Genomic DNA, 18,421 nt, shown 5'->3' with positions numbered 1-18,421 from the left:
TCGAAGAAGCGTAGATGGGGGATAACAGCCCGTAAAAGCCCGATTGGTGAAATACAGTGAAACTTGCCGCTGGAACTATAGTGGCTTAGTTGAACCAATCGGGTTCGTAGTGCCGCTTAGTCGCCGTTTTTGGCGAATTAGCGGCAATAGAACGGGACTAACAATCAGTGGGGGATGAAGAACCCCCCCACTGATTGAAGTTTCACTTTATGTACGAAAGGAGAGAAGGGCTTTCACGTTCGAGCCCGAATAGATGGCGTATAGCAAAAATGTTCGTGAGGCCGCTTTGAGCCTTTTAGAGGCAGTAGAAAAAAACCAGGCATACAGCAACTTGCTTTTAAACAATGTGATAGAAAAAAATGCTGTTCCGCAAAAGGATGTCGGCCTTTTAACGGAATTGACTTATGGGACATTACAGCGTAGCATGACATTGGACTATTTTCTTGAACCTTTTCTTAAATCCGGCAAAAAAATTGAAAGATGGGTCCTTCTGCTTTTAAAGCTGACGGTTTATCAAATGATTTACCTTAATCGGATTCCTGACCATGCGGCTATCAACGAGGCTGTAGAAATCGCCAAAAGGCGTGGCCATAAAGGAATTTCAGGTTTGGTAAATGGGGTACTGAGAAGCATTCAGCGGGAAGGTGTTCCTTCGCTCGATAAAATTGAGGATCCGGCAGAACGCCTTTCTATTGAGACGAGCCATCCACTTTGGCTTGTTAAACGGTGGATTGAACAGTTTGGCGTTGAAAAGACACGGGAAATGTGTGAAATAAACCTAACGGCTCCGCTGCAAACTGCGAGGGTCAATCTATCGCGCCTATCGCGTGAAGAATGTGTCACACTATTAGAAGAAGAAGGGTATGCAGTGGAAGTCAGTCCAATTATCCCCGAGGCAATCAGGGCATTAAAAGGAAATCTTGCCTCTTCCAAGGCGTTTAAGGATGGCTTACTGACGATCCAGGATGAAAGCTCGATGCTTGCGGCTTACGCGCTTGGTGCCAGCGAAAATGAACATATCCTTGACGCCTGCGCGGCGCCCGGCGGAAAAACAACTCATATAGCTGAAAAGTTGAGTGGTACTGGTTCTGTCGTTTCTCTCGATCTTCATGAACACAAAGTAAAGCTTATCAAAGATAACGCTTTGAGGCTCGGCCTAAACAATATTGAGGCTCGGCCACTTGACAGCCGTAAGGCAGGGGAGCATTTTGAAAAAGGATCATTCGACCGGATCCTGCTTGATGCACCTTGTTCCGGGCTTGGAGTAATGCGAAGAAAGCCGGATATGAAATATGTGAAAAAAGAAAGTGATGTGACTGGCCTTGCAAAAATCCAGCAGGACTTGCTGAATTCAGTAGCTCCGCTATTAAAAGCAGGCGGTATTCTCGTTTATAGTACATGTACGGTCGACAAAGAAGAAAACCATGAAAGTGTGGAAGCTTTCCTGGCAAGGCATCCCGAATTTGAAAAAGATATGAGCCTGAGTAACCGTATGCCAGAGGCCATAAAGCCGTTGGTTTCCGGCTTCGATCTGCAAGTATTGCCACAGGATTTTGGCTCGGATGGATTTTATATCGCAAGTTTACGAAAGAAGGTGTAACAGGGTGGAAAATTTAAAAACAACAACGAGTCCTGCAACAGAAGAAAAGCAAAAGAGATCAATCTATTCCCTGGAGCTTCATGAATTAAAAGAATGGTTAAGCGAAAATGGTGAAAAGCCTTTCCGGGCCGAGCAGATTTTTGACTGGCTTTATAAAAAGAGGATAACTGCCTTTGAAGATATGAGCAATCTTTCAAAAACGCTCAGAGATAAGCTTGATGACAATTTCAAACTAACCACGCTGACAACGGCCATCCAGCAGACATCAGCCGATGGGACGATTAAGTTTTTGTTTGAGCTTCATGATGGCTATTCAATCGAAACCGTTCTTATGCGCCATGACTACGGAAATTCAGTCTGCGTCACAACTCAGGTCGGATGCCGGATTGGCTGTACGTTCTGTGCATCCACGCTTGGCGGCTTGAAACGCCATCTTGAAGCAGGAGAAATCGTTGCCCAGGTCGTCAAGGTCCAACAGGCCCTTGATGAGACGGATGAACGGGTTTCTTCAGTTGTCATCATGGGAATCGGAGAACCGTTTGATAACTATGATAACATGCTTTCATTCCTAAAGATTATTAATCATGACAAGGCGCTGAACATCGGAGCCCGCCATATTACTGTATCAACGAGTGGGATAATTCCAAAAATCTATCAGTTTGCCGATGAAAATATGCAAATCAATTTTGCAATCTCGCTCCATGCGCCGAACAGCGAACTCCGGTCAAGGCTAATGCCAATAAATCGTGCATATAAACTTGATGATTTAATGAAAGCTGTACGTTATTATATTGATAAGACAGGAAGAAGAATCAGCTTCGAGTACGGGCTGTTCGGCGGTGTAAACGATCAGGTCGAGCATGCGGAGGAACTTGCTGCCCTCCTCAAGGGATTAAAATGCCATGTCAATTTAATTCCGGTAAACTATGTACCTGAACGAAATTACGTTAGGACTCCGAAAGACCAGATTTTTGCCTTTGAAAAAGCGCTGAAGAACAAAGGGATCAATGTCACCATTAGGCGTGAACAAGGGCATGATATCGATGCTGCATGCGGACAGCTGCGGGCCAAAGCCCGCGAGGAGGAGTTGAAGAAGTAGATGAATGCGGTCTATATGACAGACCAGGGGAAAATTCGCAGCCATAATGAGGATACCGGTGGCATTTTTGTGAATAAAGACGGGTTCCGCCTTGCTATTGTCGCAGATGGCATGGGCGGCCACCGTGCCGGTGATGTTGCGAGTGCGATGGCGCTTGAAGGAATGAGAGAAGCGTGGGAGACAGCTTCTGGAATAACAACCGCTGGGCAGGCCGAGAGTTGGCTTGAGGAGAAAATAAAGCTGGTGAATAGCGGTCTATATGCGCATGCCCGTTCTAATGACGAGTGTGATGGGATGGGAACTACAATTGTTGCTGCTATTACGCTTGATGGGTTTGCAACCATTGCCAATATAGGTGACAGCCGCTGTTATCTCTTGAACGAAACAGGGTTCAGGAAAATTACAGAGGATCATTCACTTGTAAATGAATTGCTCCGTTCCGGCCATATATCCAAAGAAGATGCCGAAAACCATCCCCGGAAAAATGTTTTACTACGGGCACTTGGCACCGAAGAAAATGTAGAGATGGATATTAGCACAATAATGTTTGAGGAAGGGGATGTCCTCCTGCTCTGTTCGGATGGCCTTTCAAACAAGGTTAGTGAGCATGAAATGGAGGAAACCCTTAAGAGCGAAACCGATCTTACCGAAAAAGCGGCCAGGCTTATTTCCCTTGCAAACGAATATGGCGGAGAAGACAATATCACATTGGCAATCGTCGAGTTTACCGAAGTCAGCGAGGGTGATAACTAGATGATGATTGGAAAAAGAATTAGCGGCCGTTATAAAATACTCGATGCAATCGGCGGAGGGGGCATGGCGAATGTTTACCTTGCCCACGACATGATTCTTGACCGTAATGTTGCTGTCAAAATGCTCAGGCTTGATTTTGCCAACGATGAGGAATTTATCAGGCGTTTCCATCGTGAGGCACAATCGGCAACAAGCTTGGTACATCCCAACATTGTCAGCATCTATGATGTCGGTGAGGAAAATGACCTCTACTACATTGTAATGGAGTATGTTGACGGGCAAACACTGAAACAATACATACAGCAATATTCACCGCTAAGGGTTGAAGACACGATTGATATTATGAAACAGCTAACATCGGCAATCGCCCATGCTCATCAAAACCATATTATTCACAGAGACATTAAGCCGCAAAACATACTTGTTGATAACAATGGTAATGTAAAAATAACCGATTTCGGCATAGCAATGGCTTTAAGCGCAACAAGCATAACCCAAACGAATTCCGTCCTTGGCTCTGTCCATTATTTGTCACCCGAGCAGGCTCGTGGCGGGATGGCGAATAGGAAATCTGACATATACTCGCTTGGCATCGTCATGTTTGAACTGCTTACAGGAAGGCTTCCTTTCTTCGGAGAGTCTGCCGTGTCAATTGCCCTGAAGCATCTCCAGACTGAAACCCCATCAATCAGGCGCTGGAATCCCCAGATTCCACAAAGCGTTGAAAATATTGTTTTAAAAGCGACTGCAAAAGATCCTTTCCTCCGATACGACAGCGTGGAGGAGATGGAAGAGGATTTAAGAACGTCACTTTACCCAGAACGAATGAACGAACCCAAATTTGTGATCCCGGCGGATAACGAGGCAACAAAGGCCATTCCGGTCATAACAGCCGACAAACCATCGAAAAGTTTTGATGAAACCATCGTTCATTCCCAGGATAAAGGGAATGTTGCTGTAGCAGGGAAAGACAATAAAAAGGATAAAAAGGCAAAAGAAAAGCAAAAGAAGAAAAAATGGCCGATCATCCTTATCACAACGTTTATTCTGCTAGCAACACTCGGAATCTTGACCATTACTGTATTCCCCGGGCTTTTTGCTACAAAGGATGTTCAGGTACCGGATGTTTCTGGGGAATTAATGGAAGATGCAATTAAAGAATTGGTTGATCTTGGTTTGGTAATCAGGAATACAAAGGAAATCGAGGACAATGAAATTCCAGAAGGATTTGTCGTAAAAACCGATCCACCTCAGGGTGACACAATCAAGGAAGGATCCTCAATCGACCTGTTTGTAAGTTCAGGCAAGAAAAAATTTGAGCTTTCCGATTATGTCGGGAGCGACTTTAATGATACGGTAGCCATGCTCGAAAAGGAAGGATTCAAAAATATTAAAGAAACTCCTGTTTTTAACGAGCGCGAACCGGGAACGATTATAGAGCAGAATATACCAGCAGGTAGGGAAGTTGTACCCGATGAGGCTGAGCTCGAATTTAAAGTCAGCCAGGGGCCCGAAAAAATTACTCTCCGAGACCTTAGAGGATATAACGAAAAAAGCTTGGCTGATTATGCTGATTTAACAGGCTTGCGAATTGAGGTTGGCAGTGAGGAATTCAGCAACGATGTCCAGGCCGGTTTGGTCATTTCCCAAACACCAAAGGCAGGAGAGCAATTGGTTAAAGGCGATACAGTGACTGTGGTCATTTCTAAAGGGAAGGAAGAAATCCCTCCAAAGAAGAAAACAGTCGAAATTACGGTTGAATACAATCCATCGGTGCCAGGGCAGCCTCAGGAATACACGATTTTTATAGAAGATTTTGACCAGAGTATGACAGAGCCTTATAAAACTGGAGTACTGACTGAAACAAGTACGTTCATCATCGAATTGGAAATCCCGCACGGCGGTAAAGCCGGGTATAAAGTATTTGTTGATAATACCGTTGTTGAAGATGTAACCATTTCCTATGATGAGGCAGAATAGGCGGTTATTAAGCCGGGAGGGCTAATAATGCCAAGCCTTGGAAATTGAAGAAGCAAGGAGTGTAGCTATGCCCGAAGGGAAAATAATTAAAGCATTAAGCGGATTTTATTACGTCGTCAATGAAGGTACTGTGACACAATGCAGAGGGAGGGGAGTGTTCCGGAAAAACAAAATTACCCCTCTCGTCGGTGATGATGTTGTGTTTCAAGCGGAGAATGAGCAGGAAGGGTATATCATGGAGGTCAAGGAACGAAAAAACGAACTGATTAGGCCGCCAATTGCCAATGTAGACAGGGCGATCCTTGTCTTTTCTGCTGTTGAACCAGCCTTCAGTCCAGGCCTGCTTGACCGGTTCCTTGTCCTTGTTGAATACAATTCAATTGAACCAATCATTTGCATTACGAAAACCGATTTGGCAAGTGAACAGGAAATCGAACGGATTGAGGGCTATGCCCGGGATTACCGGGCTGCCGGCTATGAGGTGCTGCTTGTTTCTTCGGAAACGGAAGCAGGGATCGAACAGCTTTTTCCTCACCTTGAAGGAAAAATTTCGGTCTTCGCCGGTCAATCCGGCGTCGGGAAGTCCTCGCTCTTGAATGTTCTCCGTCCTGATCTTGAGCTGAAAACGAATGTTATTTCCTCGCATCTTGGAAGAGGAAAGCACACGACCAGGCATGTCGAGCTCATTGAAATTGGGGATGGGCTTGTCGCTGACACACCGGGTTTCAGCTCACTTGAATTTCTTGAAATTGAGGCTGAGGAATTGACCGGCTGTTTTCCTGAAATCCAAAAGCAGAGCGAGAACTGCAAATTCAGGGGCTGCCTTCATGTGAAGGAACCGAAATGTGCAGTTAAGGAAGCTGTTGAAACGGGGACGATCCCGCGTTACCGGTACAACAATTATTTGGACTTTTTACAAGAAATAAAAGACAGAAAGCCGAGGTACTAGTAATGGTCAAAATTGCACCATCAATCCTGTCTGCTGATTTCTCCCGCTTGGGGGAGGAAATTAAAGATGTTGAACGCGGCGGGGCAGATTATATCCATATTGATGTAATGGACGGCCATTTTGTTCCTAATATTACAATAGGTCCGCTGATCGTCGAGGCTGTCCGTCCAGTGACAGAGCTGCCATTGGATGTCCATTTGATGATTGAAAATCCGGACCAGTATATTGAAGCGTTCGCCAAAGCAGGCGCGGACTATATTACTGTCCACGTCGAGGCTTCAAGGCATCTGCACAGGACAATTCATTTAATTAAAAGTTTTGATGTAAAAGCAGGAGTAGTTTTGAATCCGGCGACTCCGGTAGATTCAATTAAACATGTTATTGAAGATATTGACATGGTTTTGTTAATGTCAGTTAATCCAGGCTTCGGAGGCCAAAAGTTCATCCATGGTGTTTTGCCGAAAATCCGTGAAGTGAAAGAACTCGCCTTTTCATTTGGAAAAAATGTGGAAATTGAAATTGACGGCGGGGTAAATGCTGAAACAGCGAGGCTTTGTGTGGAAGCTGGAGCGACAGTACTTGTTGCCGGGTCCGCAATCTATAATGAAAATGACCGGGCCAAAGCTATTGCTGCAATCAGAGGAACGGAATAAGAAATGCCAGTTGCCAGCTATGCAGCTGGCTTTTTCCTTTGGCAAAAGTATGGCGTCAGGAGGAATTGATTATGAAAATTATTAATATTATGGGCGGAGGGCCTCCAAGCCTGGTTCCGCCAATTGAAAAATTTATGGAAGAGGAATGGGTTGGCGTCGACAGGGGGACGGTTGAACTTTTAAAAAGAGGAATAAAGCCGATTGCAGCTTTCGGTGATTTTGATTCTGTTTCTATAGAGGAATTGGCTGGCGTAAAAGCTGAAATCCCCAATTTGGCAAAATATAAACCAGAAAAAGACGAAACAGATATGGAACTAGCCTTAATATGGGCACTTGAGCAGGAACCAGACTGTATAAGGCTGTTTGGTGCAAGCGGTGGACGGATAGACCATTCCCTGGCCAATATCCAGCTCGTTGAAAAGTATGCGGTCCTCGCCCCTCAATCAGCTATCTATATTTTGGATAACCGGAATGCTGTTTGGATCAAGGGGCCGGGTACATATCAAGTTCATAAAGATTCAACGAAAAAATATATTTCCTTTTTGCCCAGCACTGAGACAGTAAAAGGGCTGACGTTAAAGGGATTCAAGTATCCCCTTGTGGACCAGTATGTAGAGAAGGGCTCCACTCTATGCATTAGTAACGAACTTCTTGAGGATAGCGGTACTTTTTCATTTTCCGAAGGCATATTAATAATCATAAGAAGCAATGACTGAATACGCTTCGTCATTTAATGTACTTATTCATACTTTTCGGAATACCTTAATTATGAGTGCAGCTTGAATGGAGAGCGGCGTGAATAGGTGAGGAGGGGCGATATGAAATTCTATACGATCAAACTGCCGAGATTTTTAGGTGGAATTGTCCGAGGACTGCTAGGGATGTTCAAAAAGAGTGAATGAAAAACAAAAGCGGAAGCGCCTTGTTTATCGCCGTACAAACTGGAGGGGCTTCGACTGAGATAAAGGAATTACGAAGAGCGAAAGCGATTCGATGATGACTTATCGTAGGGAGGAGACCTGAAGTTTGCTAGGCGATAGGCGCTCCTCGAAAAAGCTAACGCTTTTTCTTCGTGCGATGATTATGCGCCGAAGCTTTCCTTGTGGAGCTAGACGTAGACTGACTTGGTTAAAAGTTTTCCATAGTCGCGAAAACGAAAATTTTCTTAACTACTGAAAATAGAACACCCTTGTGAAAGGGTGTTTTTATTTTGAACTGGTCTATGAATCTCTTTAGGCAAAAAGAAAAGGCACCCCGTGGGATGCCTCTCCTGTTTTGTAAATATTATACGCGTTCTACTTTACCAGACTTAAGCGCGCGAGCAGAAACCCATACACGCTTTGGCTTTCCGTCAACAAGAATGCGAACTTTTTGCAGGTTTGCACCCCAAGTACGCTTGTTAGCGTTCATAGCATGAGAACGGTTGTTGCCGGTTGTTGTTTTCTTACCTGTAATAACACATTTGCGTGGCATATTTTTTCCCTCCTTAACTTCCAAAAGCTGTCACATCTTACGCTTCTATTCGTAAAAATCCGGTTCTTCCCGGAATCGGGGCATACTAATCCCCCATTGCTTAAAGATACTTTAATAATTTATCACACAACGAAAATGAATGCAATAGCTTATGTAGTAGGTTTCAAGAAAAAAACCTTGACATCGAACAGTATGTATTGCTGTATAATAAGCAGGGCAACTATAACTTTTAAAAATGATGTGACTATAGTAAAATGGCTTTAGCAAATAAGCAAATGAAAAATGCATATGAGCCTTGGTCCGCCCTGATCAGTTTGAAAACGGGGTTAGGCAAAGACTTTATTTATAAGTTGAACTAAGGAATTTAGTAATTGATTGAAGCGCCTAAAGCGGAAATCATATGTGAACTATTTAGTTCAACTTATAGAGTTCTTGATTTAAAACAGAAGGGGGAACGTTCATGTCCATCGAAATGAAAACGAAGTACGGGCAAATCGATATCTCAAACGAAGTAATCGCGACCATATCAGGCGGGGCTGCCATAGACTGTTATGGTATTGTTGGGATGGCTTCCAAAAACCAAATTAAGGACGGGCTCACTGAGATTCTCCGCAAGGAAAACTTCACAAGAGGTGTCATTGTTCGGCAGGAAGAAGACCAGGTACATATCGACATGTACATCATTGTCAGCTACGGGACGAAAATTTCGGAGGTTGCCCATAACGTGCAATCGAAAGTGAAATATACCCTCGAAAAAATGGTCGGCCTGAAAGTCGACTCAGTCAATATTTATGTTCAGGGAGTTCGTGTAACGAACCCGTAGTGAGAAGGGAGTAACTTTGTTAATGAAGCAATTAAATGGTACACGTTTTGCAGAAATGGTCATCCAGGGTGCCAACCATCTTTCAGCCAATGCCAAGTATGTTGACTCGCTGAATGTATTCCCGGTGCCGGATGGCGATACCGGAACAAACATGAATCTTTCTATGACGTCCGGTGCAAAGGAAGTCAAAGCGAACGTCCAGGAACATATCGGCAAGGTGGGAACTGCACTATCAAAAGGCCTCTTGATGGGTGCCCGCGGCAACTCCGGTGTAATCCTTTCCCAGCTGTTCCGCGGTTTTGCAAAGAATATTGAAAGCAAGCCTGCTATTGGAGGCAAAGAGTTTGCGGCTGCTTTAGAAGCTGGTGTTGAAACCGCTTATAAAGCTGTTATGAAGCCTGTTGAAGGGACAATTTTGACAGTGGCCAAGGATGCCGCCAGAAAAGGTGTCCAGGTTTCAAAATCCACAGATGACATAATAGAGATCCTGGAAGCGGTTGTTGTAGAATCAAAAGCATCGCTAAAGCGCACCCCTGACCTGCTGCCTGTTTTAAAAGAAGTCGGCGTCGTCGATTCTGGCGGCCAGGGCCTTGTGTTTGTATATGAAGGATTCCTTGCTGAGCTAAAAGGGGAGCAGCTGCCTGATACTCCGGAAGCGCTGCCTTCGATGAATGACCTGGTCAGCGCTGAACACCACAAAAGTGTTCAGTCGCATATCAATACAGAAGACATTGAATTCGGCTATTGTACTGAATTTATGGTCCGTTTCGAAGAGGAGAAGCTCGCGAGAAACTCCTTCAGGGAAGAAACATTCCGTCAGGATCTTAGCCAATATGGCGACTCCCTGCTCGTTATTGCCGATGAGGACGTTGTAAAAGTCCATATTCATTCCGAACAGCCAGGAACCTGCCTCAGCTATGGACAAAAATATGGTAATCTAATTAATATTAAAATAGAGAATATGCGCCTTCAGCATTCAACTATCGTCGGTGAAACCCATACGCCTCTTGTAGCTCCGAACCCTAAGAAGGACAAGAAGGAGTACGGGATCATTGCCGTATCGATGGGCTCCGGGATTGCAGAATTGTTCCGCAGCATCGGCGCACACTCCGTTATTGAAGGCGGCCAGACAATGAACCCAAGTACGGAGGACATTGTCAATGCAATTGAAGAAGTAAACGCCGAAAAAGTTTTTATTCTGCCAAACAATAAAAACATCATTATGGCTGCCAAGCAGGCTGCAGAGGTCTCAGGTACGGAGGCAGTCGTCATTGAATCAAAAACTGTTCCACAGGGACTGTCAGCGCTTCTCGCCTTTAACCCTGGCACTGGTATTGATGCCAACCAGGCCGCAATGGCAGAAGCTATGAACCATGTAAAAACCGGCCAAATCACCTTTGCCGTACGTGATACTTCGATAGATGGCCTTGAAATCGAGAAAGATGATTACATGGGAATTAATGAAGGCAAAATTATTGTAAAGAGCAAGGAAAAAACAGCATGTGCCAGGGAATTACTCGCGAAGATGCTTGACGAGGACTCCGAAATCCTGACCATCCTTTTAGGTGAGGACGTTTCTGAGGAAGAAGCTGAAGCAATCTCCACTTTTGTGGAAGAGAACTTCCCTGATGTTGAAATAGAGATCCATAATGGCCAGCAGCCGCTCTATAGCTTCATTTTCGCAATCGAATAGCAGTATCATAAGGCATCCTTCCGAGTCATGGAGGATGCCTATTCTTTTTAAAGGCTGTTTTAGAAAACTTCGCTGCAAAAAGAAAAGATGGAGGTTTGGTATCCAATGATTGTAGCGGAAGGTACGAGCACGTCTTTACCAGTAGAAAGAATTTGTCAAAATGAATACTAGTTCGTTAGAATAAGATAAGGCCTGTGTTTTTAGAATAAGGCAAAAAAATACCGGATATTCCGGAACGACCAGGGGATAGATATGAAATATAAAAGTGTATTTGATATAATTGGCCCGGTGATGATCGGTCCTTCCAGTTCACATACCGCGGGCGCTGCAAGGATTGGCCGGGTTGCCAGAAGCTTGTTTGGCAGGGAGCCTAAATGGGCAAATATTTCTCTATATGGCTCTTTTGCAAAGACGTATCGAGGCCATGGCACGGATGTTGCTTTAATCGGCGGGCTGCTTGATTTTGAAACCGATGATCAGCGCATTATAGAAGCGATTGATATTGCGAATGCGAAAGGGATAAAAGTCACGTTTATTGAGGAAGATGCGATAACCGACCATCCAAACACTGCACGTGTCATGATAGGCGATGATATGGGCGAGCTGGAGCTGGTTGGAATCTCAATAGGCGGCGGCAAAATCGAAATCACCGAGCTGAATGGTTTTGAACTGAAGCTGTCAGGCCATCATCCGGCGATTCTTGTTGTCCATAATGACCGGTTTGGTGCCATTGCAGATGTTGCAAATGTGCTCGCAAAAAATAAAATCAACATTGGCCATATGGAAGTATCTCGTAAAGATGTTGGGAAAATGGCGCTCATGACGATTGAAGTTGACCAAAATATCGATCAGGAACTGCTGGATGAACTTGAAAAGCTCCCCAATATCCTGAAAGTCACCAAGATCGTTGATTAATATACTAAGGGGGTAGCGCTGATGCTGTTCAGGAATGTAGCAGAGCTTGTTGAATTGGCAACGAGCAGGAATACAAAAATATCGGAAATCATGATAGAGCAGGAAGTAAAAGTAACTGGCCGCTCTAGAGAAGAAATCTTTAAGATGATGGAACGAAATCTTGAAGTCATGGAGCAGGCTGTTGAAAGAGGAATACAAGGAGTCCATTCCCATTCCGGACTGACCGGTGGAGACGCCGTTCTAATGCAGCAATATATTCAGAAAGGCAACTTTTTATCGGGAGAGACTTTGCTTGATGCGGTTAGTAAAGCGGTTGCGACGAATGAAGTGAATGCAGCGATGGGCACAATTTGTGCAACACCAACTGCTGGTTCGGCAGGCGTTGTTCCTGGAACGCTTTTCGCGGTGAAAAACAAACTTAATCCGACCAGGGAACAGATGGTATCGTTTTTATTCACGTCAGGTGCGTTTGGTTTTGTTGTTGCAAATAATGCATCGATTTCTGGGGCTGCAGGGGGCTGTCAGGCGGAGGTTGGCTCTGCTGCAGGCATGGCGGCTGCCGCGCTTGTGGAGCTAGCAGGAGGTACACCGGAGCAGTGTGCGGAAGCGATGGCAATAACACTAAAAAACATGCTGGGCCTTGTCTGTGATCCAGTTGCGGGCCTTGTCGAGGTACCATGCGTGAAACGGAATGCAATGGGAGCGGCTAATGCGATGGTTGCTGCAGATATGGCGCTTGCCGGAATCAAGAGCCGCATTCCTTGTGATGAGGTTATTGACGCGATGTTCAAAATCGGCCAGCAGATGCCGACTGCATTAAAAGAGACTGCACAGGGAGGTTTGGCGGCGACCCCAACCGGTAGGGAGCTGGAAGCTAAAATTTTTGGGATCCCGCTGACAAAACAGTGACTATAAATCTCATGCAATCAGTAAAAGTCCTTAAAGGGGTTGGCGATGAAACGGCTGAACTGCTTGCCGGCTTGAATATTGTCACAATTAGGGATCTCCTTGAACATTTTCCGTACCGCTATGAAGACTACAGGCTGCGCGATTTGGCTGATGTAAAGCATGATGAGAGGATTACGGTAGAAGGGAAGGTTCATAGTGAGCCTTCCCTTGCACGTTTTGGCAAAAAGAAATCGCGGATGACTGTCCGCCTTCTTGTCGGACGTTATCTTGTCCAGGCAATCATATTCAACCAGCCATACTTGAGGAGCAAAATAAAGATTGGGGAAACCATCACTGTTACAGGAAAATGGGACCAGCACCGGATGGCGGTTACTGTATCTGAAGTGCATATTGGTGAAAACCGCTCCGGGAAAATGTTTGAGCCGGTTTATGCACTGCGCGGCAACCTTACAATGAATAGTATGCGTAAATACATCGCCCAGGCTTTTTCACAATACGGCCACGAAATAGAAGAAACCTTGCCAGAGAGCCTCGTGAAAAAATACCGGCTGCCGAACCGGAGTGAAGCACTTAAAATCATGCATTTCCCTGATGATCCCGAAGATGTAAAAAAGGCGAGAAGACGGTTTGTATATGAGGAATTCCTTGCCTTTCAGCTAAAAATGCAGGCACTTAGAAAGGTGGAACGCGAACAGTCCCCCGGAATTGTCCATAAATACGACCTCCCGAAACTAATGGACTTTATCAATAGCCTTCCGTTTCCACTTACTAATGCCCAAAAGCGGGTTGTCAATGAAATTCTGGCCGATATGAAATCTCCATATAGAATGAACCGGCTTCTTCAGGGGGATGTCGGAAGCGGAAAGACCGTCGTTGCAGCAATTTGCCTCTATGCATCCGTGACAACCGGCCGGCAGGGTGCGCTAATGGTACCTACTGAAATCCTCGCTGAACAACATGCCGCATCATTAAAGGAGTTGTTCAACCCAATTGGCGTCCGGGTTGAATTATTGACAAGTGGGATTAAAGGGAAAACGAGGCGGGAGCTGCTTGCTGATTTGGCAGAAGGAAAAATTCATATTCTTGTCGGAACACACGCACTGATTCAGGATGAGGTTGGTTTTAAAAGCCTCGGTTTTGTAATCACTGACGAACAGCACAGGTTCGGAGTCGAACAGCGGAGGGTGCTTCGTGAAAAAGGTGAAAATCCCGATGTTCTGTTCATGACTGCGACGCCAATTCCGAGAACTCTAGCGATTACTGTATTTGGTGAAATGGATGTTTCCGTCATCGATGAGATGCCCGCCGGAAGAAAGACAATTGAAACATATTGGGCTCGCCAGGACATGCTGGAAAGAGTTCTGGGTTTCATGGAGAAAGAATTGAGGAAAGGGCGCCAGGCGTACGTCATCTGTCCCTTAATCGAAGAGTCGGATAAGCTTGATGTCCAGAATGCAATTGATGTCCATAGCACTCTTACATTCTATTTTCAGGATAGGTTTAAAGTCGGGCTTATGCATGGCCGGCTTCCTTCCGCCGAAAAAGAGGAAGTCATGCATGCATTCGCTGCAAATGAAACCCAGGTGCTCGTTTCAACTACAGTTGTTGAAGTGGGCGTAAACGTTCCGAATGCTACCGTCATGCTGATTTATGATGCTGAACGGTTCGGGCTTGCACAGCTTCATCAGCTCAGAGGCCGGGTCGGCCGGGGAAGCGACCAGTCTTATTGCATTTTGCTGGCGGAGCCGAAATCAGAAGTTGGCAAAGAGCGCATGAAGATTATGACAGAAACGAACGACGGTTTTGTTGTAAGTGAAAAGGACCTTGAATTACGTGGCCCCGGTGATTTCTTTGGAAAAAAACAAAGCGGGATTCCGGAATTCAAGGTTGCTGACATGGTCCACGATTATCGCGCCCTCGAAACAGCACGGGACGATGCTGCAAAATTGGTCCAGTCCAAGGCGTTTTGGGAGTCTCCCGAGTATGCAGGATTAAGGCGGGAGCTAATGGAAACCGGTGTCCTGACAGGCGAAAAGCTCGACTAAACCAGTCGGGCTTTCGATCTGAAAGGGGGACGGTTCCGGATCGTCTTTTAGATACCTCACCATTCAATGAGATTGATGTAAAACAATTAATTGTTGCAATCTGGGGTTCTTAATTTTATACTACTATTAGTACCTAGTCATAAGAGCTTGGCGGTGTAAAAATGAGGAGAAACAAAAAAGAGCGCCAACAACTGTTGGTGAATACGATTAAAGAAAATCCTTTTATTACAGACGAGGAACTGGCAGAACGATTCTCTGTAAGTGTCCAGACAATCAGGCTGGACCGTCTTGAGCTTTCCATACCCGAACTTCGGGAGCGCATCAAGAATGTTGCAGAGAAAAGGTTTGAAGATGAAGTCCGCTCGCTGCCGCTTGAAGAGGTAATCGGAGAGATCATTGATATAGATCTTGATCAAAGCGCCATATCTATCCTTGATATAAAGCGAGAGCATGTTTTTAAACGGAATAGCATTGCAAGAGGGCATCACTTGTTTGCTCAGGCGAATTCGCTGGCGGTTGCAGTGATAGATGACCAATTAGCTTTGACTGCGAAGTCTTCCCTTCAGTTCAAACGATCCGTCAGGGAAGGTGAGCGGGTAATCGCAAAAGCAAGGGTTACCAAAATTGACGAGGCAAACGGCAGAACCTTTGTGGAAGTAAAGAGCTTTGCTAACAATGAACTCGTTTTTACAGGAGAATTTGAAATGTACCGGTCAAAAAAGAACTAGAGGTGACATCTAGATGAAATTAGCAATTGATGCAATGGGCGGGGATCATGCTCCCAAGGAAATCGTCCTTGGTGCTGTAAAGGCCGCTGATACATATAAAGATATCGAGATTGTACTTGTCGGTGATGAGAGAAAGATACGTGAAAACTTCAACGGCCATGAGAGGATATCAATTTTACATACAGAAGAAGTCATTCTCGGGACGGACGAGCCTGTTCGTGCTGTAAGGCGCAAGAAAACCGCATCAATGGTCCTTGCTGCCCAGCTCGTGGCGGATGGAAAGGCTGACGCCTGTATCTCAGCTGGCAACACAGGAGCACTAATGGCAGCTGGACTTTTCGTAGTTGGCCGTATTGAAGGAATTGACAGGCCGGCGCTTGCACCAACACTCCCGACTATCGGGGGGGAAGGATTTCTTCTTCTTGATGTTGGCGCAAATGTCGATGCAAAAGCTGAACACCTATTTCAATACGCAATTATGGGTTCAGTTTACAGCGAGAAGGTTCGCGGGATTGCGAATCCCCGAATCGGACTATTGAATATCGGCACTGAAGAAAAGAAAGGCACTGAGCTAACCAAGCAAGCCTTCACTTTGTTGAAGGAGTCCGGTTTGAATTTCGTAGGCAATGTTGAGGCGAGGGATCTTCTTAATGGTGTTGCCGATGTTGTCGTCACTGACGGCTTTACAGGAAATATGGTACTGAAAACAGTAGAAGGAACGGCAATGTCCGTTTTTAAAATGCTGAAAGGTGCGCTTACAGCAGACCTGAAAAGTAAGCTCGCAGCGGCAGTCCTAAAGCCAAGCCTGAGTGGTCTGAAAAACAAAATGGATTACTCTGAATATGGTGGCGCGGCATTATTTGGCTTAAAAGCGCCAGTTATAAAAGCCCATGGGTCCTCGAATGCACAATCTATTTTCAGTGCTGTAAGGCAAACAAGGGAAATGGTTTCCAACGATGTTACAGGACTCATCAGGAAATCAGTTGAGTAGACTACTACTATTTAAATTGATTCAAAAAATAGAACGAGGTGCAAGATGGGAAAAATCGCATTTATCTTTCCAGGCCAGGGTTCCCAGGCCGTTGGAATGGGCAAGGAGCTTGCTGAAGCCAATGGAACGAGCAAATCTTTATTTGAAAAAGCGGACCAACTGCTCGGAGAGAGCTTAAGCAGCATTATGTTTGAAGGACCACAGGAAGTGTTGACAAAAACAGTCAACGCTCAGCCTGCCTTGTTAACAGTTAGCACCGCTCTGGTTGAATTATTCCGTGAGTCGGGGATTGAAGCCGACTATGCAGCAGGCCACAGCCTTGGTGAATATTCTGCTTTAGTTGCTGCAGGTGCCATTCCCTTTGAAGACGGTGTTTTTACTGTAAGGAAAAGGGGAGAGTTCATGGAGGAAGCTGTACCGGCAGGGCTGGGGACGATGGCTGCTGTCCTTGGGCTGGAACGCGGCCCATTGGAAGAGGTAACGTCCGAGATTACTGCAGAAGGCAACCCTGTACAGCTTGCCAATATTAATAGCCCGGGACAAATTGTTATTTCCGGCTCTGTTGAGGGGGTAAAGCTTGCGGGTGAAAGAGCGAAATCGGCTGGTGCAAAACGAGTTATTCCACTCGAAGTGAGCGGCCCGTTCCACTCGAGTTTGATGGAGCCGGCAGCTGGAAAGCTCAGCGAAGTCCTGGATAAAGCAGATATCAAAAATGCCCAGATCCCGGTAATAGCCAATGTCAATGCAGAGCCAATGTCTGACGCGGCTGCAATTAAAGAAAATCTTGTAAAGCAGCTTTATTCTCCAGTTTTATGGGAGGATTCAGTCAGAAAAATGATTGAACTTGGGGTCGATACGTTTATTGAATTTGGTCCAGGCAAAGTACTTGCTGGACTAGTAAAGAAAATTGACCGCAGTGTGACAGTCTTGTCTGTTTCAGACGAACAGAGCTGTTATGCGGCAATTGCGGCCTTGAAGGAGGAAACAAAATGAAACTTGAAGGAAAATCCGCTCTCGTAACCGGTGCATCACGTGGGATCGGCAGGGAGATTGCCCTTGAATTGGCTAGGCAGGGAGCAAATGTAGCGATCAATTTTGCCGGAAGTGAAGCAAAAGCCAATGAAGTGGCAGAAGAAATTCGCGCTATGGGCAGGGAAGCATTCGCGATCCAGGGTGATGTTTCCGACCCAGATGCAGTGGCAACGCTCGTCAAAGAAACAGTCGGAAGGTTTGGCAGCCTGGATATTCTTGTGAACAATGCCGGAATAACCCGTGACAATCTGCTGATGAGGATGAAAGAATCTGAATGGGACGATGTTATTAACATTAACCTAAAGGGTGTCTTCCTCTGTACAAAAGCGGTCACAAGGCAAATGATGAAGCAGCGCAGCGGCAGAATAATAAATTTGGCATCTGTTGTAGGAGTCAGCGGAAATCCTGGGCAAGCTAATTATGTTGCCGCCAAAGCGGGTGTTATTGGCCTGACCAAGACAACAGCCAAGGAGCTTTCTTCACGGAATATTACCGTAAACGCAATCGCTCCCGGGTTTATTTCAACCGATATGACCGATAAGCTAACAGAGGAAATAAAGGCGGAAATGCTTAAGCTCATCCCGCTCGCACGCTTTGGGGAACCAGCTGATATCGCCAAAGCAGTCGTATTCCTCGCTTCAGACGACGCCTCCTATATCACAGGCCAAACCCTTCATATAGATGGCGGCATGGTGATGTAGATAGAAAAGCGGAAAGCGGCGTTTATCGGCGACAAGCGCTGGAGGGCCTGAAGTGGAAGTCGCCCTTTGACTTCTAC

At 45.6% G+C, this 18,421-nt stretch carries 18 protein-coding genes; 17 read left to right on the top strand and 1 reads right to left on the bottom strand.

Annotated elements, in window-relative coordinates; translation table 11 throughout:
- Nucleotides 1-253 precede the first annotated feature (253 nt).
- The 8 genes from rsmB to spoVM all read left to right on the top strand — a co-directional run bounded on the left by rsmB (nucleotide 254) and on the right by spoVM (nucleotide 7,936).
- Nucleotides 254-1,600, top strand: coding sequence for a 16S rRNA (cytosine(967)-C(5))-methyltransferase RsmB (gene rsmB, locus A8F94_RS12710; RefSeq protein WP_066200834.1), 1,347 nt, complete (start codon nucleotides 254-256; stop codon nucleotides 1,598-1,600).
- Nucleotides 1,601-1,604: 4 nt separating this feature from the next.
- On the top strand, nucleotides 1,605-2,699 hold the full coding sequence (gene rlmN / locus A8F94_RS12705; RefSeq protein WP_066200830.1) for a 23S rRNA (adenine(2503)-C(2))-methyltransferase RlmN: 1,095 nt from the start codon (nucleotides 1,605-1,607) through the stop codon (nucleotides 2,697-2,699).
- Nucleotides 2,700-3,452 carry a Stp1/IreP family PP2C-type Ser/Thr phosphatase gene (locus A8F94_RS12700; RefSeq protein ID WP_066200827.1) on the top strand — a complete coding sequence of 251 codons (753 nt, stop codon included), beginning with the start codon at nucleotides 2,700-2,702 and terminating at the stop codon, nucleotides 3,450-3,452.
- On the top strand, nucleotides 3,453-5,432 hold the full coding sequence (gene pknB, locus A8F94_RS12695; protein WP_066200825.1) for a Stk1 family PASTA domain-containing Ser/Thr kinase: 1,980 nt from the start codon (nucleotides 3,453-3,455) through the stop codon (nucleotides 5,430-5,432).
- Nucleotides 5,433-5,499: 67 nt separating this feature from the next.
- Nucleotides 5,500-6,381, top strand: coding sequence for a ribosome small subunit-dependent GTPase A (gene rsgA / locus A8F94_RS12690; protein WP_066200822.1), 882 nt, complete (start codon nucleotides 5,500-5,502; stop codon nucleotides 6,379-6,381).
- Between the two features lie 2 nt (nucleotides 6,382-6,383).
- Entirely contained in the window at nucleotides 6,384-7,034 is a 651-nt protein-coding gene (gene rpe / locus A8F94_RS12685) for a ribulose-phosphate 3-epimerase (RefSeq protein ID WP_066200819.1), read from the top strand.
- A gap of 71 nt (nucleotides 7,035-7,105) precedes the next feature.
- On the top strand, nucleotides 7,106-7,750 hold the full coding sequence (locus tag A8F94_RS12680) for a thiamine diphosphokinase (protein ID WP_066200817.1): 645 nt from the start codon (nucleotides 7,106-7,108) through the stop codon (nucleotides 7,748-7,750).
- A 102-nt stretch (nucleotides 7,751-7,852) separates the two neighbouring features.
- Nucleotides 7,853-7,936 carry a stage V sporulation protein SpoVM gene (gene spoVM, locus A8F94_RS12675; protein WP_043933373.1) on the top strand — a complete coding sequence of 28 codons (84 nt, stop codon included), beginning with the start codon at nucleotides 7,853-7,855 and terminating at the stop codon, nucleotides 7,934-7,936.
- 382 nt (nucleotides 7,937-8,318) lie between these two features.
- On the opposite strand, the gene rpmB is transcribed toward spoVM, so the two are convergent.
- Nucleotides 8,319-8,507 (bottom strand): 50S ribosomal protein L28, encoded by a 189-nt coding sequence (gene rpmB, locus A8F94_RS12670; RefSeq protein ID WP_043933372.1) that lies wholly within the window; start codon nucleotides 8,505-8,507, stop codon nucleotides 8,319-8,321.
- 460 nt (nucleotides 8,508-8,967) lie between these two features.
- On the opposite strand from rpmB, the gene A8F94_RS12665 reads away from it, so the two are divergent.
- From A8F94_RS12665 to fabG, 9 genes are all read left to right on the top strand, one after another.
- Entirely contained in the window at nucleotides 8,968-9,330 is a 363-nt protein-coding gene (locus A8F94_RS12665; RefSeq protein WP_066200815.1) for an Asp23/Gls24 family envelope stress response protein, read from the top strand.
- Between the two features lie 16 nt (nucleotides 9,331-9,346).
- Entirely contained in the window at nucleotides 9,347-11,023 is a 1,677-nt protein-coding gene (locus A8F94_RS12660) for a DAK2 domain-containing protein (RefSeq protein WP_066200812.1), read from the top strand.
- 252 nt (nucleotides 11,024-11,275) lie between these two features.
- Nucleotides 11,276-11,938, top strand: coding sequence for an L-serine ammonia-lyase, iron-sulfur-dependent subunit beta (gene sdaAB, locus A8F94_RS12655; protein ID WP_066200809.1), 663 nt, complete (start codon nucleotides 11,276-11,278; stop codon nucleotides 11,936-11,938).
- A 24-nt stretch (nucleotides 11,939-11,962) separates the two neighbouring features.
- A complete protein-coding gene (sdaAA, locus tag A8F94_RS12650) occupies nucleotides 11,963-12,847 on the top strand; it encodes an L-serine ammonia-lyase, iron-sulfur-dependent, subunit alpha (RefSeq protein WP_066202394.1) in 885 nt (294 codons plus the stop codon).
- A gap of 11 nt (nucleotides 12,848-12,858) precedes the next feature.
- A complete protein-coding gene (gene recG, locus A8F94_RS12645) occupies nucleotides 12,859-14,892 on the top strand; it encodes an ATP-dependent DNA helicase RecG (protein ID WP_066202392.1) in 2,034 nt (677 codons plus the stop codon).
- 161 nt (nucleotides 14,893-15,053) lie between these two features.
- A complete protein-coding gene (fapR, locus tag A8F94_RS12640; protein ID WP_066200806.1) occupies nucleotides 15,054-15,620 on the top strand; it encodes a transcription factor FapR in 567 nt (188 codons plus the stop codon).
- A 13-nt stretch (nucleotides 15,621-15,633) separates the two neighbouring features.
- Nucleotides 15,634-16,611: a phosphate acyltransferase PlsX gene (gene plsX / locus A8F94_RS12635; protein ID WP_066200800.1), complete on the top strand. Its 978-nt coding sequence runs from the start codon at nucleotides 15,634-15,636 to the stop codon at nucleotides 16,609-16,611.
- A gap of 45 nt (nucleotides 16,612-16,656) precedes the next feature.
- A complete protein-coding gene (fabD, locus tag A8F94_RS12630; RefSeq protein ID WP_066200797.1) occupies nucleotides 16,657-17,604 on the top strand; it encodes an ACP S-malonyltransferase in 948 nt (315 codons plus the stop codon).
- Entirely contained in the window at nucleotides 17,601-18,344 is a 744-nt protein-coding gene (gene fabG / locus A8F94_RS12625; protein ID WP_066200795.1) for a 3-oxoacyl-[acyl-carrier-protein] reductase, read from the top strand. The genes fabD and fabG overlap by 4 nt, the downstream gene beginning before the upstream one ends.
- Nucleotides 18,345-18,421 lie beyond the last annotated feature (77 nt).

Source organism: Bacillus sp. FJAT-27225, assembly GCF_001685025.1.
In the GTDB taxonomy this organism is placed as follows: Bacteria; Bacillota; Bacilli; order Bacillales; family Cytobacillaceae; genus Bacillus_D.
This window is presented reverse-complemented; position numbering and strand designations above follow the sequence as displayed.

Coding starts and splice junctions, on each gene's coding strand:
- rsgA (WP_066200822.1), top strand. CDS start 5,500: ATGCCCGAAGGGAAAATAATTAAAGCATTAAGCGGATTTTATTACGTC.
- sdaAB (WP_066200809.1), top strand. CDS start 11,276: ATGAAATATAAAAGTGTATTTGATATAATTGGCCCGGTGATGATCGGT.
- rpe (WP_066200819.1), top strand. CDS start 6,384: ATGGTCAAAATTGCACCATCAATCCTGTCTGCTGATTTCTCCCGCTTG.
- fabD (WP_066200797.1), top strand. CDS start 16,657: ATGGGAAAAATCGCATTTATCTTTCCAGGCCAGGGTTCCCAGGCCGTT.
- fabG (WP_066200795.1), top strand. CDS start 17,601: ATGAAACTTGAAGGAAAATCCGCTCTCGTAACCGGTGCATCACGTGGG.
- A8F94_RS12700 (WP_066200827.1), top strand. CDS start 2,700: ATGAATGCGGTCTATATGACAGACCAGGGGAAAATTCGCAGCCATAAT.
- rsmB (WP_066200834.1), top strand. CDS start 254: ATGGCGTATAGCAAAAATGTTCGTGAGGCCGCTTTGAGCCTTTTAGAG.
- A8F94_RS12680 (WP_066200817.1), top strand. CDS start 7,106: ATGAAAATTATTAATATTATGGGCGGAGGGCCTCCAAGCCTGGTTCCG.
- pknB (WP_066200825.1), top strand. CDS start 3,453: ATGATGATTGGAAAAAGAATTAGCGGCCGTTATAAAATACTCGATGCA.
- fapR (WP_066200806.1), top strand. CDS start 15,054: ATGAGGAGAAACAAAAAAGAGCGCCAACAACTGTTGGTGAATACGATT.
- A8F94_RS12665 (WP_066200815.1), top strand. CDS start 8,968: ATGTCCATCGAAATGAAAACGAAGTACGGGCAAATCGATATCTCAAAC.
- spoVM (WP_043933373.1), top strand. CDS start 7,853: ATGAAATTCTATACGATCAAACTGCCGAGATTTTTAGGTGGAATTGTC.
- recG (WP_066202392.1), top strand. CDS start 12,859: ATGCAATCAGTAAAAGTCCTTAAAGGGGTTGGCGATGAAACGGCTGAA.
- plsX (WP_066200800.1), top strand. CDS start 15,634: ATGAAATTAGCAATTGATGCAATGGGCGGGGATCATGCTCCCAAGGAA.
- rpmB (WP_043933372.1), bottom strand. CDS start 8,507: ATGCCACGCAAATGTGTTATTACAGGTAAGAAAACAACAACCGGCAAC.